The following is a 20215-nucleotide window of genomic DNA, read 5'->3' on the forward strand; positions in this document are numbered from 1 at the left end:
TGCGCGACCGGCTTACCAGGCCAGCGCGGTGCGGCGGCGTTTTTCGATATTCATCTGTTCGAGCTTGTTGCGGTCGACGCAAATCAGCGCGTGGGTCGGACAGGCATCCATACAGGCCGGGCCTTCCTCACGGTGGTGGCAAAGGTCGCATTTGTTGGCTTCGGCTTTTTCCGCCATCACGTTCAGCCCCGCGCCGCTGTGGCGGATAACCGGGCGCACCACCACTTCCATGGCGCCGTACGGACAGGCCACCACGCAGGTTTTGCAGCCAATACAGCGCTCCTGCATCACGTGGACGAAGCCCTGGTCGCGGCTGATCGCGCCGTTCGGACAGACGTTGGCGCACGGCGCGTCTTCGCATTGACGACAGGCGGTGGCCGTCGACACGTTAACGCCTTTGATCACGTGAATACGCGGTAAAAAGCTTTTTGGCGTCAGCGCGGCGCAGTCCTGATTTTCCTGATGAGAGACCACGCAGGCCACTTCACAGGTGCGGCAGCCGATGCATTTGCTTGCGTCGGCGATAATGAAACGGTTCATCCATTTCTCCAGCAGTAAAAAGGTTACGCGCCGGAGTATGCATAATACGTTCCAACTTTTATCTAATTGATATTAAACAAGATAAATACGGAAGATACTGTCATCGTCAGTTGTGACGATGACAGCTGACGACGTCAGGCATGCGGGCCGGGGACCACCGAGTCGCGTTCAATCAGCTCGCCGGGGAAGAGTTGCTGAAATTTAAAATCGTCGCCGTCGAGCATAAAGATCAGCCGGTTGATGCTCTCTTTGATCATCTCCGTCACCGGAACTTTGACGCTGGAGAGCGCCGGAACCATATACGGCGCCAGCGCGATATCGTCAAACCCCAAGACCGAGACCTGCTCCGGAACCTTGACGCCGATCTGATGCAGCTGTTTCATCGCGCCAACCGCCATATCGTCGTTGCTCGCCACCAGCGCGCTGTAGCCGACGCGGCGCTGGCGCAGCGTTTCGACCCCCGCCGCGCCGGTTTCCGGCGTCCAGCGGCCTTCGACGATCAGATCGTTATTCAGGGCAATGCCGCCGCGGGCCAGCGCGTCTTTATAGCCCGAGAGACGCTCAACGCCGGTTGGCGAATCCAGCGAACCGGTAATAAACGCGATTTCCCGATGGCCCAGCGCGATAAGCTTTTCCACCGCCATCATCGCCGAAGCTTTTTGATCGGACCAGACGCAGTGGCTGGCGTTGCGGCGCAGGCGGCGGTTGAGCACCATGATGGGCCGCTCATGATTTTCGATAATCTCATCCATCTCATCAACGCTGAGAAAGCGCGGATAGATAATTATCGCATCGCAGCGCAGATCGAGCAGATACTCAATCGCCTCGCGCTCCTCCTCCGCGCTGTGCTTGCCGTCGGCGAGGATCAGCTGCCGCCCTTTGTCTTCGGTCATCCGCGCGACGTGGTAGAGCAGTTCGCTGAAATAGACGCCGTGATAAAGGGTGTTGGTCACCACCAGCCCGAGGGTCTGCGTCTTTTTCGTCGCCAGGTTGCGCGCCAGCAGATTCGGCCGGTAGCCGCTTTCGGCCACCGCCTGGAAGACGCGATCTTTGGTCTCCTGGCTGACATAGCCGTTCCCCGACAGCACCCGCGAAACGGTGGCCTTTGACACCCCCGCCCGCTTCGCTACCTCCAGCATCGTTGCCATGTGGTTATTCCTGTTGCCAATGTTGCCCGCAGTGTACTGCACGCGCTGCGCTTTTTCAGCATTTGCGCGTCGCCCGCGCGGATGCGCACACAGCGATCGAAATCACAAAATCGAGATCTTATTTTTTTATTTCTTGTATGCATTCATGAAACTAATCATGATTTTGTGGAACCGGTTTCCTATGTATGCATGATGCCGCTCCGCTTTCCGGCGCGGTGACAAGCCAGTACCCCATTGATAAACAGGATAAAATCCGATGTCTAAAAATTATGCAGCTCTGGCGCAGCAGATTATCGCGGCAATCGGTGGCGCAGATAACGTTGCCGCCGTCACCCACTGCATGACCCGCCTGCGTTTCGTGGTCAAAGACAACGAGCGGGTCGACAGCGCCACCCTCAAAGGGCTGAAAGGCGTGCTCGGCGTGGTGCGTAGCGATAACCAGTGCCAGGTGATCGTGGGCAATACCGTCTCCCAGGCGTATCGCGAAGTGGTCGCGCTGCTGCCGGGGGATCTGCGCCCGGCCGAACCGCAGGGGAAACCGCCTATTACCCTGAAACGCATCGGCGCCGGGATCCTCGACGCGCTGATCGGCACCATGTCGCCGCTGATCCCGGCGATTATCGGTGGATCGATGGTTAAGCTGCTGGCAATGATCCTCGAGATGACCGGCGCTCTGCCCAAAGGCGCGCCAACGCTGACTATTCTGACGGTGATCGGCGACGGCGCGTTCTTCTTCCTGCCGCTGATGGTCGCCGCTTCCGCAGCGGTGAAGTTCAAAACCAATATGTCGCTGGCGATTGCCATTGCCGGGGTGCTGGTGCACCCGAGCTTTATCGAACTGATGGCCAAAGCCGCCCAGGGCGAGCACGTGGAGTTTGCCTTTATTCCGGTGACGGCGGTGAAATACACCTATACCGTGATCCCGGCGCTGGTGATGACCTGGTGCCTCTCTTATATCGAACGCTGGGTCGACCGTATCACCCCGGCGGTGACAAAAAACTTCCTTAAACCGATGCTGATCGTACTGATCGCCGCTCCGCTGTCGATTCTGCTGATCGGCCCGCTCGGCATCTGGATCGGTAGCGCCATTTCCGCGCTGGTCTATACGATCCACAGCTATCTCGGCTGGCTGTCGGTGGCGATCATGGGCGCCCTGTGGCCGCTGCTGGTAATGACCGGGATGCACCGGGTCTTTACCCCAACGATCATTCAGACTATCGCCGAAACCGGCAAAGAGGGCATGGTGATGCCGTCGGAAATCGGCGCTAATCTGTCGCTGGGCGGCTCGTCGCTGGCGGTGGCGTGGAAAACCAAAAACCCGGAGCTGCGCCAGACGGCGCTGGCGGCCGCGGCTTCTGCAATTCTGGCGGGGATTTCCGAACCGGCGCTGTACGGCGTGGCGGTGCGGCTGAAGCGACCGCTGATCGCCAGCCTGATTAGCGGCTTTATCTGCGGCGCGGTGGCCGGCATTGCCGGGCTCGCCAGCCACTCAATGGCGGCGCCGGGCCTGTTCACCAGCGTCCAGTTTTTCGACCCGGCCAATCCGATGACCATCGTCTGGGTGTTTGGCGTCATGGCGCTGGCGGTGGTGCTGTCGTTTGTCCTGACGCTGATGCTCGGCTTTGAAGATATTCCGCAAGAAGAAGCCGCCGCCGACGCCAGACAGCGTCAGGCCGGCACCCAGGCTTCTCACGCCTGAACACCATTTTGTTAACGAGGTAACGCATGGCGACTTTTCCACAGGGATTTTTATGGGGCGGCGCGCTGGCCGCCAACCAGTCCGAAGGGGCATATCTGGAGGGCGGCAAAGGGCTGACCACCGTCGATATGATTCCTCACGGGGCTCACCGCCTCGCGGTCAAGCTGGGGCAGGAGAAACGCTTCGCGCTACGCGACGATGAGTTCTACCCGAGCCACGAGGCGATCGATTTTTATCATCGTTATAAAGAAGATATCGCCCTGATGGCCGAGATGGGCTTTAGCGTCTTCCGCACCTCTATCGCCTGGAGCCGCCTCTTTCCTGAGGGCGATGAGCTGGAACCGAACCCGGAAGGGATCGCCTTTTATCGCTCGCTGTTCGAGGAGTGCAAAAAGCACCGCATCGAGCCGCTGGTGACGCTGTGCCATTTCGACGTGCCGATGCACCTGGTTACCGAATACGGCTCCTGGCGCAATCGAAAAATGGTGGAGTTCTTCACCCGCTACGCCCGTACCTGTTTTGAAGCTTTTGATGGTTTGGTGAAATACTGGCTTACCTTCAATGAAATCAACATTATGCTGCATAGCCCGTTCTCCGGCGCCGGTCTGGTGTTTGAAGAGGGGGAAAATCAGGAGCAGGTGAAATACCAGGCCGCCCATCATGAACTGGTCGCCAGCGCCTTAGCGACCAAAATCGCCCACGAGGTGAATCCGCAAAATCAGGTCGGCTGTATGCTGGCGGGCGGCAATTTCTACCCTTACTCCTGTAAACCGGAAGACGTGTGGATGGCGCTGGAAAAAGATCGCGAAAACTTGTTCTTTATCGATGTCCAGGCGCGCGGCGCGTATCCGGTGTGGGCGGCGCGGGTATTCCGCGAGAAAGGCGTGACTATCGCCAAAGAGTCCGGCGATGATGAGATCCTGCGCCATACCGTCGATTTCGTCTCCTTCAGCTACTACGCTTCGCGCTGCGCATCGGCGGAGATGAATGCCGGCAACACCAGCGCCGCCAATATCGTTAAATCACTGAAAAACCCGCACATCAAGGCCAGCGAATGGGGCTGGGGCATCGACCCGCTCGGCCTGCGCATCACCATGAATATGATGTATGACCGCTACCAGAAACCGCTGTTCCTTGTGGAAAATGGCCTCGGCGCGCGCGATGAGGTGGAGGCTAACGGCGAGATTAACGACGACTATCGCATCAGCTATCTGCGCGAGCATATTAAAGCGATGGGTGACGCCATCGAGGACGGCATTCCGGTGATAGGCTACACCAGCTGGGGCTGTATCGACCTGGTATCCGCCTCCACCGGTGAGATGAGCAAGCGCTACGGCTTTGTCTACGTTGACCGCGACGATGCCGGCTGCGGCACGCTGGCGCGAAAGCGCAAAAAGTCGTTCTGGTGGTATAAGAAGGTGATTGCCAGCAACGGGGAAGATTTGGCGTAGCGCGCCCCGCAGGCTGAGGGATACTCAGCCTGACAAACACCTGCAACACGGAAATTTTCCCGGCTCGCGCTGCGCTTAGCCGGGCTACAGGTTCATCAGCGTCCGCGGACCGGTAGCCCGGACAGATGCGCAGCATCGCCTCCGGGAATGGCAAACGCCAGGGTGACAAAAGTCGTCGTAGCCCGGGTAAGGCGTTTACGCCGCGACCCGGGGAAAAAGTAAACCTGCTCCCCCTGATCGAACTCCCGGCTCGCGCTGCGCTTAGCCGGGGAACGCCGGCTCCTCTGCGGCTTCAAGTGCCGCAAAACCACCCTGCCCCTGCCACCCATCAAGCCGCGCGTACACCGCTTCGACCGCGTCCTTAATCGGCTGGGTCATCGGGTAATAAAAGCCGACGATATCCGGCTGAATACCCAAGAAAATCACCTCGCCGATATCCTCTTTTAGCTGATCGATCAGATAGTTGAGCGGCATATTGTGGGTAGTCATCATAAACATCTCGGCGATATCGTCCGGATCGACGATGCGGATCTCGCCGGGGTTCAGACCCATATCGGTGGCATCGACGATCAGCAGGCGCTCGGGGCGCAGCTCGCGAATGGCGACGATATCGTTTTCCGGCGCGCTGCCGCCGTCAATCACCACCCAATCACCGACGGGATTAGCCGCGCACATCTCCGCCAGCAGCGGGCCTGCGCCGTCGTCGCCCATCATGCTATTGCCGACACAGAGTAAAACGTCAGTCACGGAGTCTCCTCACCATCAGATAGATGGCGCTTTCCTGGTGAATATCATGCAGCATACTGAGCATAGTTTTGCTCCACGCCTGCTGCTCGGGGGTCTGTCGCGCCAGCGCTTTATCAAAAGCGTTAGCCAGCATCGTCACATGATTGCTGTCGATAACAATCTCGCCGTACTTCGGCACGCCTTCCATTTTACGCCGCGCGGTGCTGCCCTCTTCGAGGGTCGCAATCCACGCCAGATACGCCTGCCACGGGCAGCTCAGCGCCGCCTCGAGGCAGTCGATGACGCCGAGGTGGTGGCCAATCGCCAGGCTGTAATAGACCACCTGCTGCGCCTGGTCAGGCGTCGCGTCGTTCTCATCAATAAATTTACGGCTCAGCTGACTGAACACCACCGTCTCGCTCATCGGATACGCGCTCCTTCTACGACCTGGTTCAGATGGGTGACGATCTCGGTCAGACGCGGATCTTTTTCCGCCTCCAGCCAGCGCATCACCTGGCTATCGCCCTGCCCCAGCAGGCGCATATAGTCATCGGCAATCTGCCGGCCGTAGCGATAGCCCGCCAGCCGGCGCGCTTCGCGATCGATGCGCACCCGCAGCGGCTGTACCATATCCGGGTGCAGAAGTTCGGTCGGCTGCTCGTCCTGCTCGCCCGGCACGCGGGCGTGGATTTTCTGTTCCAGCAGGCCCAGCGCCATCGCGAAGCCGTACAGCGTCGCGGCCGGGGTGGGCGGGCAGCCGGGAATATAGACATCCACCGGCACGATTTTATCGGTTCCGCCCCACACGCAATAAAGGTCGTGGAAGATGCCGCCGCTGTTGCCGCAGGCGCCATAGGAGATGCAGATTTTCGGATCCGGCGCGGACTGCCACGCGCGCAGCGCGGGAGAACGCATCGCCCGGGTCACCGCCCCGGTAAACAGCAGAATATCGGCGTGACGCGGCGACGGCACCACTTTGATCCCAAAGCGCTCGGCGTCGAACAGCGGCGACAGGGTGGCGAAAATCTCGATCTCGCAGCCGTTGCAGCCGCCGCAGTCCACCCGATAAACGTAGGCGGAACGCTTAATTTTCTTCAGCAGCGATGCCTTCATGCTGGCGATGGACTCATCCACCGTCATCGGCACCGGAATGCCGTTGTCATCGCGCGGGCCTAATAAGTTGCTCATCAGCTGGCCTCTCTCATATGGCGAGTCAGTTCAATACGGTCGGACGGCACCAGGCACTTCTGGCGTTTGCACTCCGGGCAGGTCTCGAAGCTTTCGCGATGCAGCTCGGCGCGGCTATCGCCGTTGTGTTTGAGCAGCGCGATGGCATAGTCGATCTCTTTCTGTACGGCGAATGGGCGTTCACACACCCGGCAGTGGCAAATGGCAAAACGCGATTGCTGGAGAAAATCCTCTTTCTTCCATACCGCCAGCTCGTACTCCTGAGAGAGCTTAATCGCCGCCGTCGGGCAGACCTCTTCGCAGCGTCCGCAGAAAATGCAGCGCCCGAGGTTGAACTGCCACGCCAGCTGGTTGGTGGCGAGATCGGTTTCTACCGTCAGGGCGTTCGACGGACAGGCGTTAACGCAGGCGGCGCAGCCGATACACTGCTGCGGATTATGCTCCGGTTTGCCGCGGAAATTTTTATCCACCGGCATCGGCTCCAGCGGGTATGAGTGCGTCGCGGTGCCGGTTTTGATGACTTTTTTAATAAAGGTAAACATGGCGATTCCTTATTTCAGCGGCGAGTTCTTACGCTCGATGCTGTAGCGCTCCAGCTCTTTGTACGGCACCACTTTGCTCTTCTTCTTGCGCACGTCGACCACCGTCATGCGATCGGTACAGGAGTAGCACGGGTCAAGGCTGCCGATGATCAGCGGCGCGTCGGAGACGGTATTGCCGCGCAGCATATAGCGCAGAGTCGGCCAGTTGGCGTAGGTCGCCGCCCGGCAGCGCCAGCGGTACAGCTTCTGGTTATCGCCGGTCATACTCCAGTGGATATCATCCCCGCGCGGCGCTTCTGAGAAGCCGAGCGCGAAGCGGTGCGGAATATAGGTGAAGCCCTCCACCATCAGCGGGCCGCCCGGCAGGTTATCGAGGCCAAAGTCGATCATGTTCAACGCGGTGTAGACCTCGTTGATGCGCACCTTCAGACGCGAGATGACGTCGCATCCCTGTTCGCTGTGCACTTCCATCGGCAGCAGGCCGTAGCCGACAAACGGGTGATCGGCGCGGGTATCGCGGGCGTGCCCGCTGGCGCGCACCATCGGGCCAACGTTGCTGAAGTCGCGGGCGATTTGCGGGTCGAGACGGCCAATGCCCACGGTACGCTGCTCCATATTCGGCGTGCTGAGCAGCATATCCACCAGCTCCTGCACGTCGCGACGCATCTGCTGCGCCAGCTGGCGGGTCTGGATCATGTCCTCTTTCAGCAGATCGCGACGAATGCCGCCAATCAGGTTCAGACCGTAGGTTTTACGCGCCCCGGTAAGAATTTCCGCCATCTTCATCGAGGTTTCGCGCACGCGGAAGAACTGCATAAACCCGGAGTCGAAGCCGGTAAAGTGGCAGGCGAGGCCGAGGTTCAGCAGGTGCGAGTGCAGGCGCTCCACCTCCAGCAGAATGGCGCGGATCATCTGCGCGCGCTCCGGCACTACGATGCCCATCGCGTTCTCTACCGAAGTGGTGTAGGCGGTGCTGTGGGCGAAACCGCAGATACCGCACACGCGGTCCGACAGGAAGGTGACTTCGTTGTAGCCCATCCGGGTTTCCGCCAGCTTTTCCATCCCGCGATGGACGTAGAACAGGCGGTAGTCGGCGTCGATAATATTCTCGCCGTCAACGAACAGGCGGAAGTGGCCCGGTTCGTCGGAGGTGACGTGCAGCGGGCCAATCGGCACCACGTTGTTTTTCTTGCTGCCCAGCTCGTTGATAAACTCGTAGGTTTCAGCATCGGTGGTCGGTGCCGGGCGTTGACGGTAGTCCATGCTGTCTTTTCGCAGCGGATAGAGTTCATCCGGCCAGTCGTCCGGCAGCACCAGCCGGCGCTCGTCCGGCAGCCCCACCGGCACCAGGCCGTACATATCGCGCACTTCGCGCTCGCCCCACACCGCCGCCGGCACGCGCGGCGTCACCGACGGATATTCCGGTTTATTGGCGTCCACTTCCACGCGCACGGTGATCCAGCATTTCGTGCCCTGCTCCATCGACAGCACGTAGTAGACGGCGTAGTGGCCGTTGAGCTTGCGTTCGTCGTTGCCAAACAGCACAGACAGCCAGCCGCCCTGCTTGTAGTACAGGAACTCGACCACTTCCGGCAGATAGTTGACCTTTACCGTGACCGTCAACTGGTCTTTGGTCTGCCAGGCTTCATCCAGCACCACGCCCGGAAAGGCCTGATGCAGCGCGGCGAGATAGTGTTGACCGATTTTTTCTTCAGACATGCTCAAACTCTCTTAAATCACGCCACCAGCAAGGAGACGAAGGCTAAAAAGGCAAAACCAAACCCGGCCCAGGTGACGCGGGAGGTGGCGCAAAAGCGCAGACGCGCCATGCTGTTTTCGAACAGCGCAATCACCAGCACGCCAAGCACCAGCTTGGCGACGGCAACCACCAGCGCCAGCAGCAGACCGCCGACGCTAAAGCTGGTCATCTGTCCCCACGGGATAAATACGCCGACGAACATTTGCAGGACCACCAGCTGCTTGAGGCTGATGCCCCACTTCAGCACGCCGAAGCCGCTACCGCTGTATTCCGAGAGCGGGCCTTCCTGAAGCTCCTGCTCCGCTTCCGCCAGGTCGAACGGCAGCTTGCCCATTTCGATAAAGGTGGCGAAGGCGCAGGCGCACAGCGCCAGAATCAGCGGAAGAGTGCGGGCGACAGGCCAGTGATAAATGGTGTCGGTGATACTGCTGATATGGGTGGACCCGGCGACCTGAGCCGCGACCCACAGGCCGAGCAGCAGGATAGGCTCCACCAGCACGCCGAGCATCGCTTCGCGGCTCGCCCCGATAGCGGTAAACGGGCTGCCGGTATCGAGGCCGGAGATAGCGAAGAAGAAACGGGCGATGGCGAACAGGTAGATCAGGGTAATCAGGTCGCCCAGCCCCGCCATCGGCGAATCAACGGTCACCACCGGCAGCGCGGTAGCGATGGTCAGCATCACGCCGACCATCACGTACGGCGTCAGGCGGAAGACCCAGCCGGAGGCATCCGGGCCAACGCTCTGGCGCCCCAGCAGTTTCAGGATATCCCGGTACTCCTGCAGTACGCCCGGGCCGCGGCGATTATGCAGACGCGCGCGGGCGACGCGGGTCACCCCGGACAACAGCGGCGCGACGGCGAACAGCACCAGCGCCTGCAACAATGCAATTAATACGCTCATTCTCAGGCTCCTCGGGAAATCACAATCACCACCAGTACCGCCAGCTCCACCAGCGCCACGCCGCGAAACAGCGCGGGCGCAGAAGCGTTCTGCCAGCCGGGCACCAGGCGCACCGGGTTCAGCCAGTGGCGCAGCTTGAGAATTGGCGCAAAAGCCTCTTTCACCGGCATGGCGAAACCGTGGGCGGTCACCACCATGGATTTTTCATGGTCATAGCCGCAGACCCAGGCCGCGCCGCGCGAGCGCGCCGGCAGGCGATCGCCCTTAAAGAAGATCATCAGCAGCAGCGGCAGCAGCGGGCAGGCAATCAGCAGAATGGCGATCAGCGGCTGAGACACCACGCTGGAGACCTCCGCCTGCACCGGAAACGCCCCGCTCACCAGCGGCAGCAGCCACGGCGCGGCAACCCCGCCAATCACGCAGCAGACGGCGGCCAGCACCACGCTAAAGGTCATCAGCCCCGGCGCGCAGGTGGCGTTTTCCGCCTCTTTGCTTCGCGGCGCGCCGAGGAAGGTGACGCCGTAGACTTTCGCCATACACATCACCGCCAGCGCGCCGGTGATCGCCAGGCCCACCGCCAGCAGCGGCCCAAGCAGGCGGCCAACAAACGCGTCGCCGGTGCTCAACTTAAAGAAGGACTGATAGATAACCCACTCTCCGGCGAAGCCGTTCAGCGGCGGCAGCGCGGCCATCGCCATCAGACCCACCAGCATCGAAAGGGAAATCAGCGGCATTTTCTTGCCGATCCCGCCAAGCTTTTCGATATCGCGATGGCCGGTGCGGAACCACACCGCTCCCGCGCCGAGGAACAGGGTAGTTTTAAACAGGCTATGGTTGATCAGGTGATACATGCCGCCGATAAAGCCCAGCACCATCAGGGTTGGGTTATGGGTCGCCACGCCGGTGACGAATGCCCCGAGGCCGAGCAGGATAATGCCGATGTTTTCCAGGGTGTGGTACGCCAGCAGGCGCTGAATATTGTGCTCCATCAGGGCGTACAGCCCGCCGACGAAGGCGGTGATCATCCCCAGCACCAGCAGCATCACGCCCCACCACAGCGGCGGAACGCTGCCGGCCAGCGAGACCGTCAGGATGCCGTACAGACCGACCTTCATCACTACCGTAGAAAACAGCGCGGCAGCCGGAGCGCTGGCGCCAGCGTGGGCCTGCGGCGCCCAGCCGTGCAGCGGAATGACCCCGGCCAGCAGCGCAAATCCGATCAGCCCCGGCAGCCACAGCAGCGCGTTTTGCGGCGCCGCCACCGCCAGCCGGGTAATCTGCCCCAGCTCAAGGGTGCCGTAGGTCGACCAGACCAGCCAGCAGCTCCACGCCATCAGCAGCGTACCGAGGCGTCCCAGCGCAAACCACAGCTTGCCGGACTGCGCGCAGCCGGTAAGAAACGCGGCGCAAAGGGCCATAATCTCCGCCATCACCACCAGCGCGCCGAAGTTCGTCACCACCACGGCGCAGACGGCGGCGGCCAGCAGGAGATTCACCAGCAGACCGTTGGCTTTAACCTGCGGATGACGATGCCAGGCGATATTGAACAGCGAAATCGGCAGCGCCGACAGGCCGATTGCCAGCAGCCACAGCGCATTGACGCCGCCAACGCGCAGGGGCAGGTGCAGCATTTGCAGCATGCCGGCGCTGACGCGATCCGGCATCAGCAGCGCCGTTCCGCCCGCCAGCACCAGCATCGCGCTGGCGACCGCGCCGCCAATCCCGGCAATCGCCCCGCTCAGCGGTTTGCGCAGGGCGAACAAAAACGCCAGCACCGCGCTGGCGGCGTACCAGGCCACCGCCTGATTCACTAAGGAAATCACACTCATTTCACGTCCCCTTGTTGCGCCTGGAACAGCGACAGATCGCCGAGGTCGGTATTAAAAGTCAGCTGCCGCTTACGCTTGCTGGCCTGGGCGATATCGCGGATATCCACCAGCAGCAGCGCTTTGGTCGGGCAGGTGCGCACGCACGCCGGGCCTTCCTCATCGAAGTGGCACAGGTCGCATTTGACGGCGATAGCGCGTACGCCCGGCACCCAGTCGAGCAGCGAGCTGACGCGCGCCGGGGCCGGCGGCGCGGCGGGAGCCAGCGGCGTATTGGCGTTAGCCGGAATATCCAGCGGGCGGCTGCCGGAAAACTCAATGGCGCCGAACGGACAGGCGATGCCGCACAGCTTGCAGCTTACGCACAGGCTCTCATTGAGCTGCACCGCGCCATCGACGCGATTAATGGCATTAACCGGGCAGACGGCGGCGCAGGGCGCATCTTCACAGTGGTGGCACATCTGCGGCGCGGATTCTTTTTCATTGCGCATCAGCCGTAGCCGGGGCATGACTTGCAGGCCCTGCTGGCGGTGAGTCTCAGCGCAGGCGGCTTCGCAGGTGCGACAGCCGATACAGACGGTGGAGTCAGCAATTACAAAACGGTTCACCGGGTCGTCCTCAGGTGAAAGTCATTTTTGACGAAAACAGGTTGCGCAGGTGTCAGCTTCGACACTTGTCGACACCTGACGATTAACGGGCCAGCGTCAGGTGGTTTAAATCCACCGGCTGGTCTTGTTCGATAGCCTCGTAGAGACGGTCATAAACGCTGGCGATAGTCGCCAGATAGTGCTCCAGAACCTGCTCGCGATCGCGGTTGCTGATCCGGCCATCAATGATGCCGTCTGAGCCCAGCGTGGCCTGGGCAATCAGCCGTCTGTCGCCGCCGTCTTTACTCTCTACGTAATACTCGATGGTGTGGCTGTTAAAGCCCTCCGCCAGCGCCACGTAAACCTGAAAATGGCCAAACAATACGAAGCACAGCTCTTTATCCGGCGCGCAGCTCATCGCATGATGCAGACGCGCTTTCGACAGGGTTATCCCCTGTACCAGCGAGTTGCAGTAGGTATGCCACTGCTCCTGATGCTGGCGGTGACGATCGGCGATGTAGTCCGCCTTTTCACTTAATTCCCAAATAGTCATCCCGGATCCCCCGTTGTATGAGATGCACCGGTTAAGCATTTTTCATGCCAAAAATTAATTAATTGATTTTTAACGGGTTTAATAAATTTACCCTGTAAGAAAGACATGTCGATGACGATGTCTGAGCGGTGTCATCGACATTTTTATGACATTACTTATGACCTGGCATCGTTATTGCATTAATGAGCCATCGCGATACGGAGGCACCATGCACGAAATCACCCTTAGCCAGCGGGCGCTGGAAATTATCGAACAGCAGGCGCAGCAGGCCGGCGCGCGTCGGGTCACCGGCGTGTGGCTGAAAGTGGGGGCATTTTCCTGCGTGGAAGCCAGCGCGCTGACCTTCTGCTTTGAGCTGGTGTGTCGCGGCACGCTGGCGGAAGGCTGTGAGCTGCATATCGCCGAACAACAGGCTGAATGCTGGTGTGAATCCTGCCAGCAGTACGTGCATCTCATCTCACAGCACGTGCGCCGCTGCCCGCAGTGTCAGAGCGACCGGCTGCAAATTGTGGCGGATGACGGCTTACAGATTCAGCGACTAGAAGTGGAGTAATAAGATTATGTGTACAACCTGCGGCTGCGGTGAAGGCAACCTTTATATAGAAGGCGACGAGCATAACCCGCATTCGGCGTTTCGCAGCGCCCCCTTCGCGCCCGCCCCGCGCCAGATGATGACCATTACCGGCGTGAAAACCGATAACTTTTCCCCCACCCGCTCGGAGACTGGCGACCTGCACTACGGTCATGGCGAAGCGGGTACCCATGCGCCGGGCCAGAGCCAGCGGCGGATGCTGGAAGTGGAAATCGACGTCCTGGATAAAAACAACCGTCTGGCCGCCCGCAACCGCGCGCGCTTCGCCGCCAGGAGCCAGCTGGTGCTGAACCTGGTCTCCAGCCCCGGCTCCGGCAAAACCACCCTGCTGACGGAAACCCTGCTGCGGCTGAAAGAGAAAACCGCCTGCGCGGTCATTGAAGGCGATCAGCAAACGGTGAACGACGCCGCGCGCATCCGCGCCACCGGTACTCCGGCGATTCAGGTCAACACCGGCAAAGGCTGCCATCTCGACGCGCAGATGATCGCCGACGCCGCGCCGCGCCTGCCGCTGGCGGACCACGGCATTCTGTTTATCGAAAACGTCGGCAACCTGGTGTGTCCGGCAAGTTTCGACCTCGGCGAACGTCATAAAGTGGCGGTGCTGTCGGTAACCGAAGGCGAAGACAAACCGCTGAAGTATCCGCATATGTTCGCCGCCGCCAGCCTGATGCTGCTTAACAAGGTTGACCTGCTGCCGTATCTCAACTTTGACGTAGAGAAGTGCCTGGCCTGCGCCCGCGAGGTGAACCCGGATATTGACATTATTCTGCTTTCCGCCACCAGCGGCGAAGGCATGGACCAGTGGCTTCGCTGGCTGGAGGCGCAGCAATGTGCATAGGCATACCCGGACAAATCTGCGCTATTGACGGCAATCTGGCGAAGGTCGAAGTGTGCGGCATTCAACGCGAAGTCGACCTGACCCTGGTGGGCGCGGTTGACGAGCGCGGTCAGCCGCGTCTCGGCCAGTGGGTGCTGGTCCACGTGGGTTTTGCCATGAGCGTGATTAACGAAGCCGAAGCCCGCGACACCCTCGATGCGCTGCAAAATATGTTTGAAGTCGAGCCGGATGTCGGCGCGCTGCTGTACGGCGAGGAGCGGTAAATGCGTTTTGTTGATGAATACCGCGCTCCGGAACAGGTGATGCAGCTGGTGGAACATCTCCGGCTGCGCGCGCGCCTGCTGCCGCATACCGCCGAACGTCCGCTGCGCATAATGGAAGTGTGCGGCGGCCATACCCACGCTATTTTTAAATTTGGCCTCGATCAGCTGCTGCCGGAAAATATTGAATTTATCCACGGCCCCGGCTGCCCGGTGTGCGTGCTGCCGATGGGGCGTATCGACGCCTGTATCGATATCGCCAGCCGTCCGGGGGTGATTTTCTGCACCTTTGGCGACGCCATGCGCGTACCGGGAAAAAACGGCTCGCTGCTGCAGGCAAAATCGCGCGGCGCCGACGTCCGCATCGTCTATTCGCCGATGGACGCCCTGAAACTGGCGCAGCAGCACCCCGAGCGAGAAGTGGTATTCTTCGGTCTCGGCTTTGAAACGACGATGCCCGCCACCGCCCTGACCCTGCGTCAGGCCCGGGAGCGCGGCGTCGGGAACTTTTACTTTTTCTGCCAGCACATCACCCTGCTGCCGACCCTGCGCAGCCTGCTCGACCAGCCGGATAACGGTATCGACGCTTTTCTCGCCCCCGGTCACGTCAGCATGGTGATTGGCACCGATGCTTACGGGTTTATCGCCAGCGACTATCACCGTCCATTAGTGGTGGCCGGATTCGAACCGCTTGATCTACTGCAAGGCGCGATGATGCTGGTTGAGCAGACAATAGCGCAGCACAGCGAAGTGGAGAACCAGTATCGCCGGGTGGTGCCCGATGAGGGCAACCCGCTGGCGCAGTCGGCCATCGCCGACGTGTTTTGCCTCAGCGGCGATAGCGAGTGGCGCGGTCTGGGGGTGATTAACGACTCCGGCGTGCACCTGACGGCCGCGTATCAGCGTTTCGACGCAGAAGCGCATTTCCGCCCGGCGCCGCAGCGGGTCTGCGACGACCCGCGCGCCCGCTGCGGCGAGGTGCTGACCGGTCGCTGTAAACCGCACCAGTGCCCGCTATTCGGCAATACCTGCAACCCGCAGAGCGCATTCGGCGCGCTGATGGTCTCATCGGAAGGCGCCTGCGCCGCCTGGTATCAATATCGCAGTCAGGAAATCGAAGCATGAAAAGCGTTCAGTTAGCCCATGGTAGCGGCGGTCAGGCGATGCAGCAGCTGATCGGCGACCTGTTTATGCAGGCTTTCGCCAACCCCTGGCTGGCGGAGCAGGAAGATCAGGCGCGTCTCGATCTCGCTCAGCTTAGCGCGCAGGGCGACAGGCTCGCCTTCTCCACCGACAGCTACGTTATCGATCCGCTGTTTTTCCCCGGCGGTAATATCGGCAAGCTGGCGGTCTGCGGCACGGCGAACGATGTGGCGGTGAGCGGCGCGCTGCCGCGCTATCTCTCCTGCGGGTTTATTCTCGAAGAGGGGCTGGAGATGGCCACCCTCGAAGCGGTGGTGAGCAGCATGGCGCAGACCGCGCGGGAAGCCGGTATCGCCATTGTGACCGGCGATACCAAAGTGGTGCCGCGCGGAGCGGCGGATAAGCTGTTTATCAATACCGCCGGGATCGGCGTCATCCCCACCGGTATTCGCTGGGGAGCGCAACAGATTAGCGCGGGAGACGTGCTGCTGGTCAGCGGCACGCTTGGCGATCACGGGGCAACGATCCTCAACCTGCGCGAACAGATGGGGCTGGACGGCGCGCTGTCCAGCGACTGCGCGGTGCTGACGCCCTTGATTCAGACGCTGCGCGACGTAGCTGGCGTGAAAGCCCTGCGCGATGCCACCCGCGGCGGCGTTAACGCGGTGGCCCATGAATTCGCCGCCGCCAGCGGCTGCGGAATAGAGCTGCATGAACAAAAGCTGCCGGTTAACGATACCGTACGCGGCGTGTGCGAGCTGCTGGGGCTGGACGCGCTTAATTTCGCCAACGAGGGTAAGCTGTTGATCGCCGTTGCCCGCGAGGCGGCGGAAAGCGTACTTGCGCATTTACGGTCTCATCCATTAGGCCGCGATGCGGCGATAATCGGCGACGTTGTGCCGCGCGCGGGCGTGCGCTCTGTCGGTCTGTACGGCGTCAAACGCACGCTGGATCTTCCTCACGCCGAGCCGCTGCCGAGAATTTGTTAACGAGATTCAGGCGCTTTCCCGGAGGCGGCGCGATGCGCCTGTCCGGGCTACCCTAACCCGGATCGCACGGACCTGTAGCCCGGACAGATGCGCAGCATCGCCTCCGGGGAAAAATCAGGATCTCTGTATGATTATCCAGCCCAAACCAGCGGGCACCCACGGATGGGTTAATGGCGGTCACAACCGCTTTATTAACAGACTATTATTTGTGTCATCACTTTCTTCTGCGCCGCTTTGCGGCGCTTTTGGACTTAAGCAATGTCGTATACACCGATGGGCGATCTTGGGCAGCAGGGTCTGTTTGATATCACCCGCATTTTATTACAGCAGCCGGACCTGGCCGCGCTGAGCGAGACGCTGACCGGCCTGGTGCAGCAGTCCGCGCTCGCCGACCGGGCGGCGATTATTCTGTGGCATTCCGGCAATCATCGCGCTATCCGGCACGCCTGCGACGACGCGGGGCAGCCGGTGAGCTACGAAGATGAAACCGTCCTCGCCAACGGCCCGGTTCGACGCCTGCTATCGCGTCCGGATGTGCTGCATTGCGATAGCGCCACCTTTGCCGAAACCTGGCCGCAGCTCGCCGTAAGCGGACTCTACCCCAACTTTGGCTATTACTGCCTGCTGCCGCTGGCGGCGGAAGGGCGTATCTTCGGCGGCTGCGAATTTATTCGCGACGACAACCGGCCGTGGACCGAAAAAGAGTACCAGCGGCTGCACACCTTTACGCAAATCGTTGCCGTGGTCACCGAACAGATCCAAAGCCGGGTCAGCAACAACGTCGATTACGACCTGCTGTGCCGGGAACGCGATAACTTCCGCATCCTGGTGGCGATCACCAACGCGGTGCTCTCGCGGCTGGATATCGATGAGCTGGTCAGCGAAGTGGCCAAAGAGATCCACCGCTACTTCCGCATCGACGCCATCAGCGTGGTACTGCGCAGCAACCGCAAAGGTAAGCTCAATATCTACTCCACCCACTACCTCGACGCCAGCCATCCGGTACATGACCAGAGCGAAGTGGACGAAGCCGGTACCCTGACCGAGCGGGTATTCAAAAGCAAAGAGATGCTGCTGCTCAATCTCCACGAGCACGACCCGCTGGCGCCGTACGAAAAAATGCTTTTCGAGATGTGGGATAACAAAATCCAGACCCTGTGCCTGCTGCCGTTGATGTCCGGTAATACTTTGCTTGGGGTGCTGAAGCTGGCGCAGTGCGATGAAAAAGTCTTCACCACCACCAACCTCAAGCTGCTGCGGCAAATCGCCGAGCGCGTCTCGATCGCCATCGACAACGCCCTCGCCTACCGCGAGATTCAGCGGCTGAAAGAGCGGCTGGTCGATGAGAACCTCGCCCTGACCGAACAGCTCAACAACGTTGAGAGCGAGTTTGGCGAAATCATTGGCCGCAGCGAGGCCATGAACAGCGTGCTCAAGCAGGTGGAGATGGTGGCGCAGAGCGACAGTACGGTGCTGATCCTAGGCGAAACCGGCACCGGTAAGGAGCTGATTGCCCGCGCTATTCATAACCTGAGCGGCCGCAATAGCCGCCGGATGGTCAAAATGAACTGCGCGGCGATGCCAGCCGGGCTGCTGGAAAGCGACCTGTTTGGCCACGAGCGCGGCGCTTTCACCGGCGCCAGCGCCCAGCGTATCGGCCGTTTCGAACTGGCGGACAAAAGCTCGCTGTTTCTCGATGAAGTGGGCGATATGCCGATTGAACTACAGCCGAAACTGCTGCGCGTGTTGCAGGAGCAGGAGTTCGAGCGTCTCGGCAGCAATAAGCTGATTCACACCGACGTGCGCCTGATCGCCGCCACCAACCGCGATCTTAAACAGATGGTCGCCGATCGCGAGTTTCGCAGCGATCTCTACTACCGGCTGAACGTCTTCCCGATCCATCTGCCGCCCCTGCGCGAACGGCCGGAGGATATTCCTCTGCTGGTGAAGGCCTTCACCTTTAAAATCGCCCGCCGTCTCGGACGCAATATCGACAGCATTCCGGCGGAGACGCTGCGCCTGCTTAGCCGCATGGAGTGGCCGGGTAACGTGCGCGAACTGGAGAACGTCATTGAACGCGCGGTGCTGCTGACCCGCGGCAGCGTGCTGCAGCTTTCACTGCCGGAAATGAGCCTCGAGACTGAGCCGCTGCCGGCAGAAGTGCTGCCGGAAGAGGGCGAAGACGAATACCAGCTCATTGTCCGGGTGCTGAAAGAGAGTAACGGGGTGGTCGCCGGGCCGAAGGGCGCGGCCCAGCGTCTGGGATTAAAGCGCACGACGCTGCTTTCGCGCATGAAACGGTTGGGTATTAATAAAGACCAGCTGCAGTAGGCATAACCTTAAAACGCTGTTTCATTTTATTTTTAATGAAACAGCGTTCTGTGAGACAACTCGCTTTACCCGTTGCTGATGAATGATAAATAAGCTTTTTCCTTAATGGAGATGCTTATGACGCGTTTACCTCTGGCCGCCGCCATCGCTTTGCTTTTGGCTTCTCCGGCGGCATTTTCCTCTCTCCCCACCTTTTCTGTCTGGCCCGACGGTGAAGCCCCCGGCGCGAAAAACAGCCCGGCGAGCGAATCGCTGGTAGAGCGCAGCAAAGATCCCTCGCTGCCCGATCGCGCGGTCACCGGGATTCGTGCTCCGACAATTACCGTTTACGCACCGGAGAAGCCCAACGGTATTGCGCTGCTGGTGACGCCGGGCGGCTCTTACCAGCGAGTGGTATTGGATAAAGAGGGCAGCGATCTCGCGCCGGTATTTAACGCCCGTGGCTATACCCTGTTTGTCATGACCTACCGGATGCCGGCGGACGGTCACGCGGAAGGCAGCGAGGCACCGTTGGCCGATGCGCAGCGCGCGCTGCGTACCCTGCGGGCGCGGGCCGCCGAGTGGCATATCGACCCGCATAAAATCGGCATTATGGGCTTTTCCGCCGGGGGGCACGTGGCGGCCAGCCTGGAGACCCGGTATAGCGAACCGGCTTACGTCGCCGTGGACGCGGTTGATCGGCAGAGCGCGCGGCCGGACTTCGCGGTGCTCGGCTATCCGGTGATTTCGATGGATCCGGCGATTGCCCATCCCGGATCGCGCAAGGCATTGATTGGCGAAACGCCGACGGCGGAGCGGCAGCATCGCTATTCACCGGAGCAGCACGTCACGCCGCAGACGCCGCCAACCTTTATTTTCCACGCGGTAGACGATCCTTCCGTGCCGGTGGATAACGCGCTGGTGATGTTTAACGCCCTGCGCGCGCAGCAGGTGCCGACCGAGCTGCATCTGTTCGCCGAGGGGAAACACGGATTTGGTATTCGCGGGACCCGGGGCCTGCCCGCCGCCGAATGGCCGCAGCTGGCGATGAACTGGATAGCTTCGCTGGCGGAAATGAACAAATCGCGCCAATAATCCCCGGCTCGCGGCTGACGCCTTAGCCGGGCTACCTGTCCACAGACGGTGGGGGCCTCGTAGCC

General features: G+C 60.6%; 20 protein-coding genes. 9 read left to right on the forward strand and 11 right to left on the reverse strand.

Features of this window, described 5'->3' with window-relative positions; genetic code table 11:
* Positions 1 to 12: 12 nt before the first annotated feature.
* Together hydN and ABLV11_RS07185 are read right to left on the reverse strand one after the other, a co-directional pair.
* Positions 13 to 540 (reverse strand): electron transport protein HydN, encoded by a 528-nt coding sequence (gene hydN / locus ABLV11_RS07180; RefSeq protein WP_004104833.1) that lies wholly within the window; start codon positions 538 to 540, stop codon positions 13 to 15.
* A gap of 134 nt (positions 541 to 674) precedes the next feature.
* Positions 675 to 1688 carry a LacI family DNA-binding transcriptional regulator gene (locus ABLV11_RS07185; protein WP_224330182.1) on the reverse strand — a complete coding sequence of 338 codons (1014 nt, stop codon included), beginning with the start codon at positions 1686 to 1688 and terminating at the stop codon, positions 675 to 677.
* A gap of 256 nt (positions 1689 to 1944) precedes the next feature.
* Here ABLV11_RS07185 and ascF point away from each other — a divergent pair, with 256 nt between their 5' ends.
* Together ascF and ABLV11_RS07195 are read left to right on the forward strand one after the other, a co-directional pair.
* Positions 1945 to 3387 (forward strand): PTS cellobiose/arbutin/salicin transporter subunit IIBC, encoded by a 1443-nt coding sequence (ascF, locus tag ABLV11_RS07190; RefSeq protein WP_004104835.1) that lies wholly within the window; start codon positions 1945 to 1947, stop codon positions 3385 to 3387.
* A gap of 26 nt (positions 3388 to 3413) precedes the next feature.
* A complete protein-coding gene (locus ABLV11_RS07195) occupies positions 3414 to 4838 on the forward strand; it encodes a 6-phospho-beta-glucosidase (RefSeq protein ID WP_004114741.1) in 1425 nt (474 codons plus the stop codon).
* Between the two features lie 261 nt (positions 4839 to 5099).
* Here the strand turns inward: ABLV11_RS07195 and hycI are convergent, their stop codons facing one another.
* From hycI to hycA, 9 genes are all read right to left on the reverse strand, one after another.
* Positions 5100 to 5585, reverse strand: coding sequence for a hydrogenase maturation peptidase HycI (gene hycI, locus ABLV11_RS07200; RefSeq protein ID WP_004104842.1), 486 nt, complete (start codon positions 5583 to 5585; stop codon positions 5100 to 5102).
* On the reverse strand, positions 5578 to 5988 hold the full coding sequence (locus tag ABLV11_RS07205; protein ID WP_004104844.1) for a formate hydrogenlyase maturation HycH family protein: 411 nt from the start codon (positions 5986 to 5988) through the stop codon (positions 5578 to 5580). Before ABLV11_RS07205 ends, hycI begins: the two co-directional genes overlap by 8 nt.
* Positions 5985 to 6752, reverse strand: coding sequence for an NADH-quinone oxidoreductase subunit B family protein (locus ABLV11_RS07210; protein WP_004104846.1), 768 nt, complete (start codon positions 6750 to 6752; stop codon positions 5985 to 5987). Before ABLV11_RS07210 ends, ABLV11_RS07205 begins: the two co-directional genes overlap by 4 nt.
* Positions 6752 to 7294 carry a formate hydrogenlyase complex iron-sulfur subunit gene (locus ABLV11_RS07215; protein WP_004104848.1) on the reverse strand — a complete coding sequence of 181 codons (543 nt, stop codon included), beginning with the start codon at positions 7292 to 7294 and terminating at the stop codon, positions 6752 to 6754. The genes ABLV11_RS07210 and ABLV11_RS07215 overlap by 1 nt, the downstream gene beginning before the upstream one ends.
* Before the next feature lie 9 nt (positions 7295 to 7303).
* Positions 7304 to 9013, reverse strand: coding sequence for a formate hydrogenlyase subunit HycE (gene hycE / locus ABLV11_RS07220; RefSeq protein WP_014839316.1), 1710 nt, complete (start codon positions 9011 to 9013; stop codon positions 7304 to 7306).
* 17 nt (positions 9014 to 9030) lie between these two features.
* Entirely contained in the window at positions 9031 to 9954 is a 924-nt protein-coding gene (locus tag ABLV11_RS07225) for a respiratory chain complex I subunit 1 family protein (protein ID WP_004114747.1), read from the reverse strand.
* Positions 9955 to 9956: 2 nt separating this feature from the next.
* Positions 9957 to 11783, reverse strand: a complete 1827-nt coding sequence (gene hycC / locus ABLV11_RS07230) for a formate hydrogenlyase subunit 3 (RefSeq protein ID WP_049594157.1) — start codon at positions 11781 to 11783, stop codon at positions 9957 to 9959.
* Positions 11780 to 12388: a 4Fe-4S dicluster domain-containing protein gene (locus ABLV11_RS07235; RefSeq protein ID WP_134883905.1), complete on the reverse strand. Its 609-nt coding sequence runs from the start codon at positions 12386 to 12388 to the stop codon at positions 11780 to 11782. The genes hycC and ABLV11_RS07235 overlap by 4 nt, the downstream gene beginning before the upstream one ends.
* A gap of 82 nt (positions 12389 to 12470) precedes the next feature.
* Positions 12471 to 12920, reverse strand: coding sequence for a formate hydrogenlyase regulator HycA (hycA, locus tag ABLV11_RS07240; RefSeq protein WP_064370239.1), 450 nt, complete (start codon positions 12918 to 12920; stop codon positions 12471 to 12473).
* A 208-nt stretch (positions 12921 to 13128) separates the two neighbouring features.
* Between hycA and hypA the strand changes: the two genes are divergently transcribed.
* The 7 genes from hypA to ABLV11_RS07275 all read left to right on the forward strand — a co-directional run bounded on the left by hypA (position 13129) and on the right by ABLV11_RS07275 (position 20150).
* The gene (gene hypA, locus ABLV11_RS07245; protein WP_004104859.1) at positions 13129 to 13473 is read left to right on the forward strand and encodes a hydrogenase maturation nickel metallochaperone HypA; all 345 of its coding nucleotides are present in this window, start codon (positions 13129 to 13131) and stop codon (positions 13471 to 13473) included.
* A gap of 7 nt (positions 13474 to 13480) precedes the next feature.
* Positions 13481 to 14353: a hydrogenase nickel incorporation protein HypB gene (gene hypB, locus ABLV11_RS07250; RefSeq protein ID WP_004104860.1), complete on the forward strand. Its 873-nt coding sequence runs from the start codon at positions 13481 to 13483 to the stop codon at positions 14351 to 14353.
* Entirely contained in the window at positions 14344 to 14616 is a 273-nt protein-coding gene (locus ABLV11_RS07255) for a HypC/HybG/HupF family hydrogenase formation chaperone (protein ID WP_348855248.1), read from the forward strand. The genes hypB and ABLV11_RS07255 overlap by 10 nt, the downstream gene beginning before the upstream one ends.
* Positions 14617 to 15738 (forward strand): hydrogenase formation protein HypD, encoded by a 1122-nt coding sequence (gene hypD / locus ABLV11_RS07260; protein ID WP_004104862.1) that lies wholly within the window; start codon positions 14617 to 14619, stop codon positions 15736 to 15738.
* Positions 15735 to 16745, forward strand: a complete 1011-nt coding sequence (hypE, locus tag ABLV11_RS07265) for a hydrogenase expression/formation protein HypE (protein WP_016809470.1) — start codon at positions 15735 to 15737, stop codon at positions 16743 to 16745. The genes hypD and hypE overlap by 4 nt, the downstream gene beginning before the upstream one ends.
* Before the next feature lie 258 nt (positions 16746 to 17003).
* Positions 17004 to 19076, forward strand: a complete 2073-nt coding sequence (gene flhA, locus ABLV11_RS07270; protein WP_348855249.1) for a formate hydrogenlyase transcriptional activator FlhA — start codon at positions 17004 to 17006, stop codon at positions 19074 to 19076.
* Between the two features lie 117 nt (positions 19077 to 19193).
* The gene (locus tag ABLV11_RS07275) at positions 19194 to 20150 is read left to right on the forward strand and encodes an alpha/beta hydrolase (protein ID WP_348855250.1); all 957 of its coding nucleotides are present in this window, start codon (positions 19194 to 19196) and stop codon (positions 20148 to 20150) included.
* The last annotated feature ends 65 nt before the right edge of the window (positions 20151 to 20215 follow it).

Origin of the sequence: Klebsiella sp. GW_Kp181, assembly GCF_040062315.1 — a bacterium.
GTDB lineage: Bacteria > Pseudomonadota > Gammaproteobacteria > Enterobacterales > Enterobacteriaceae > Klebsiella > Klebsiella oxytoca.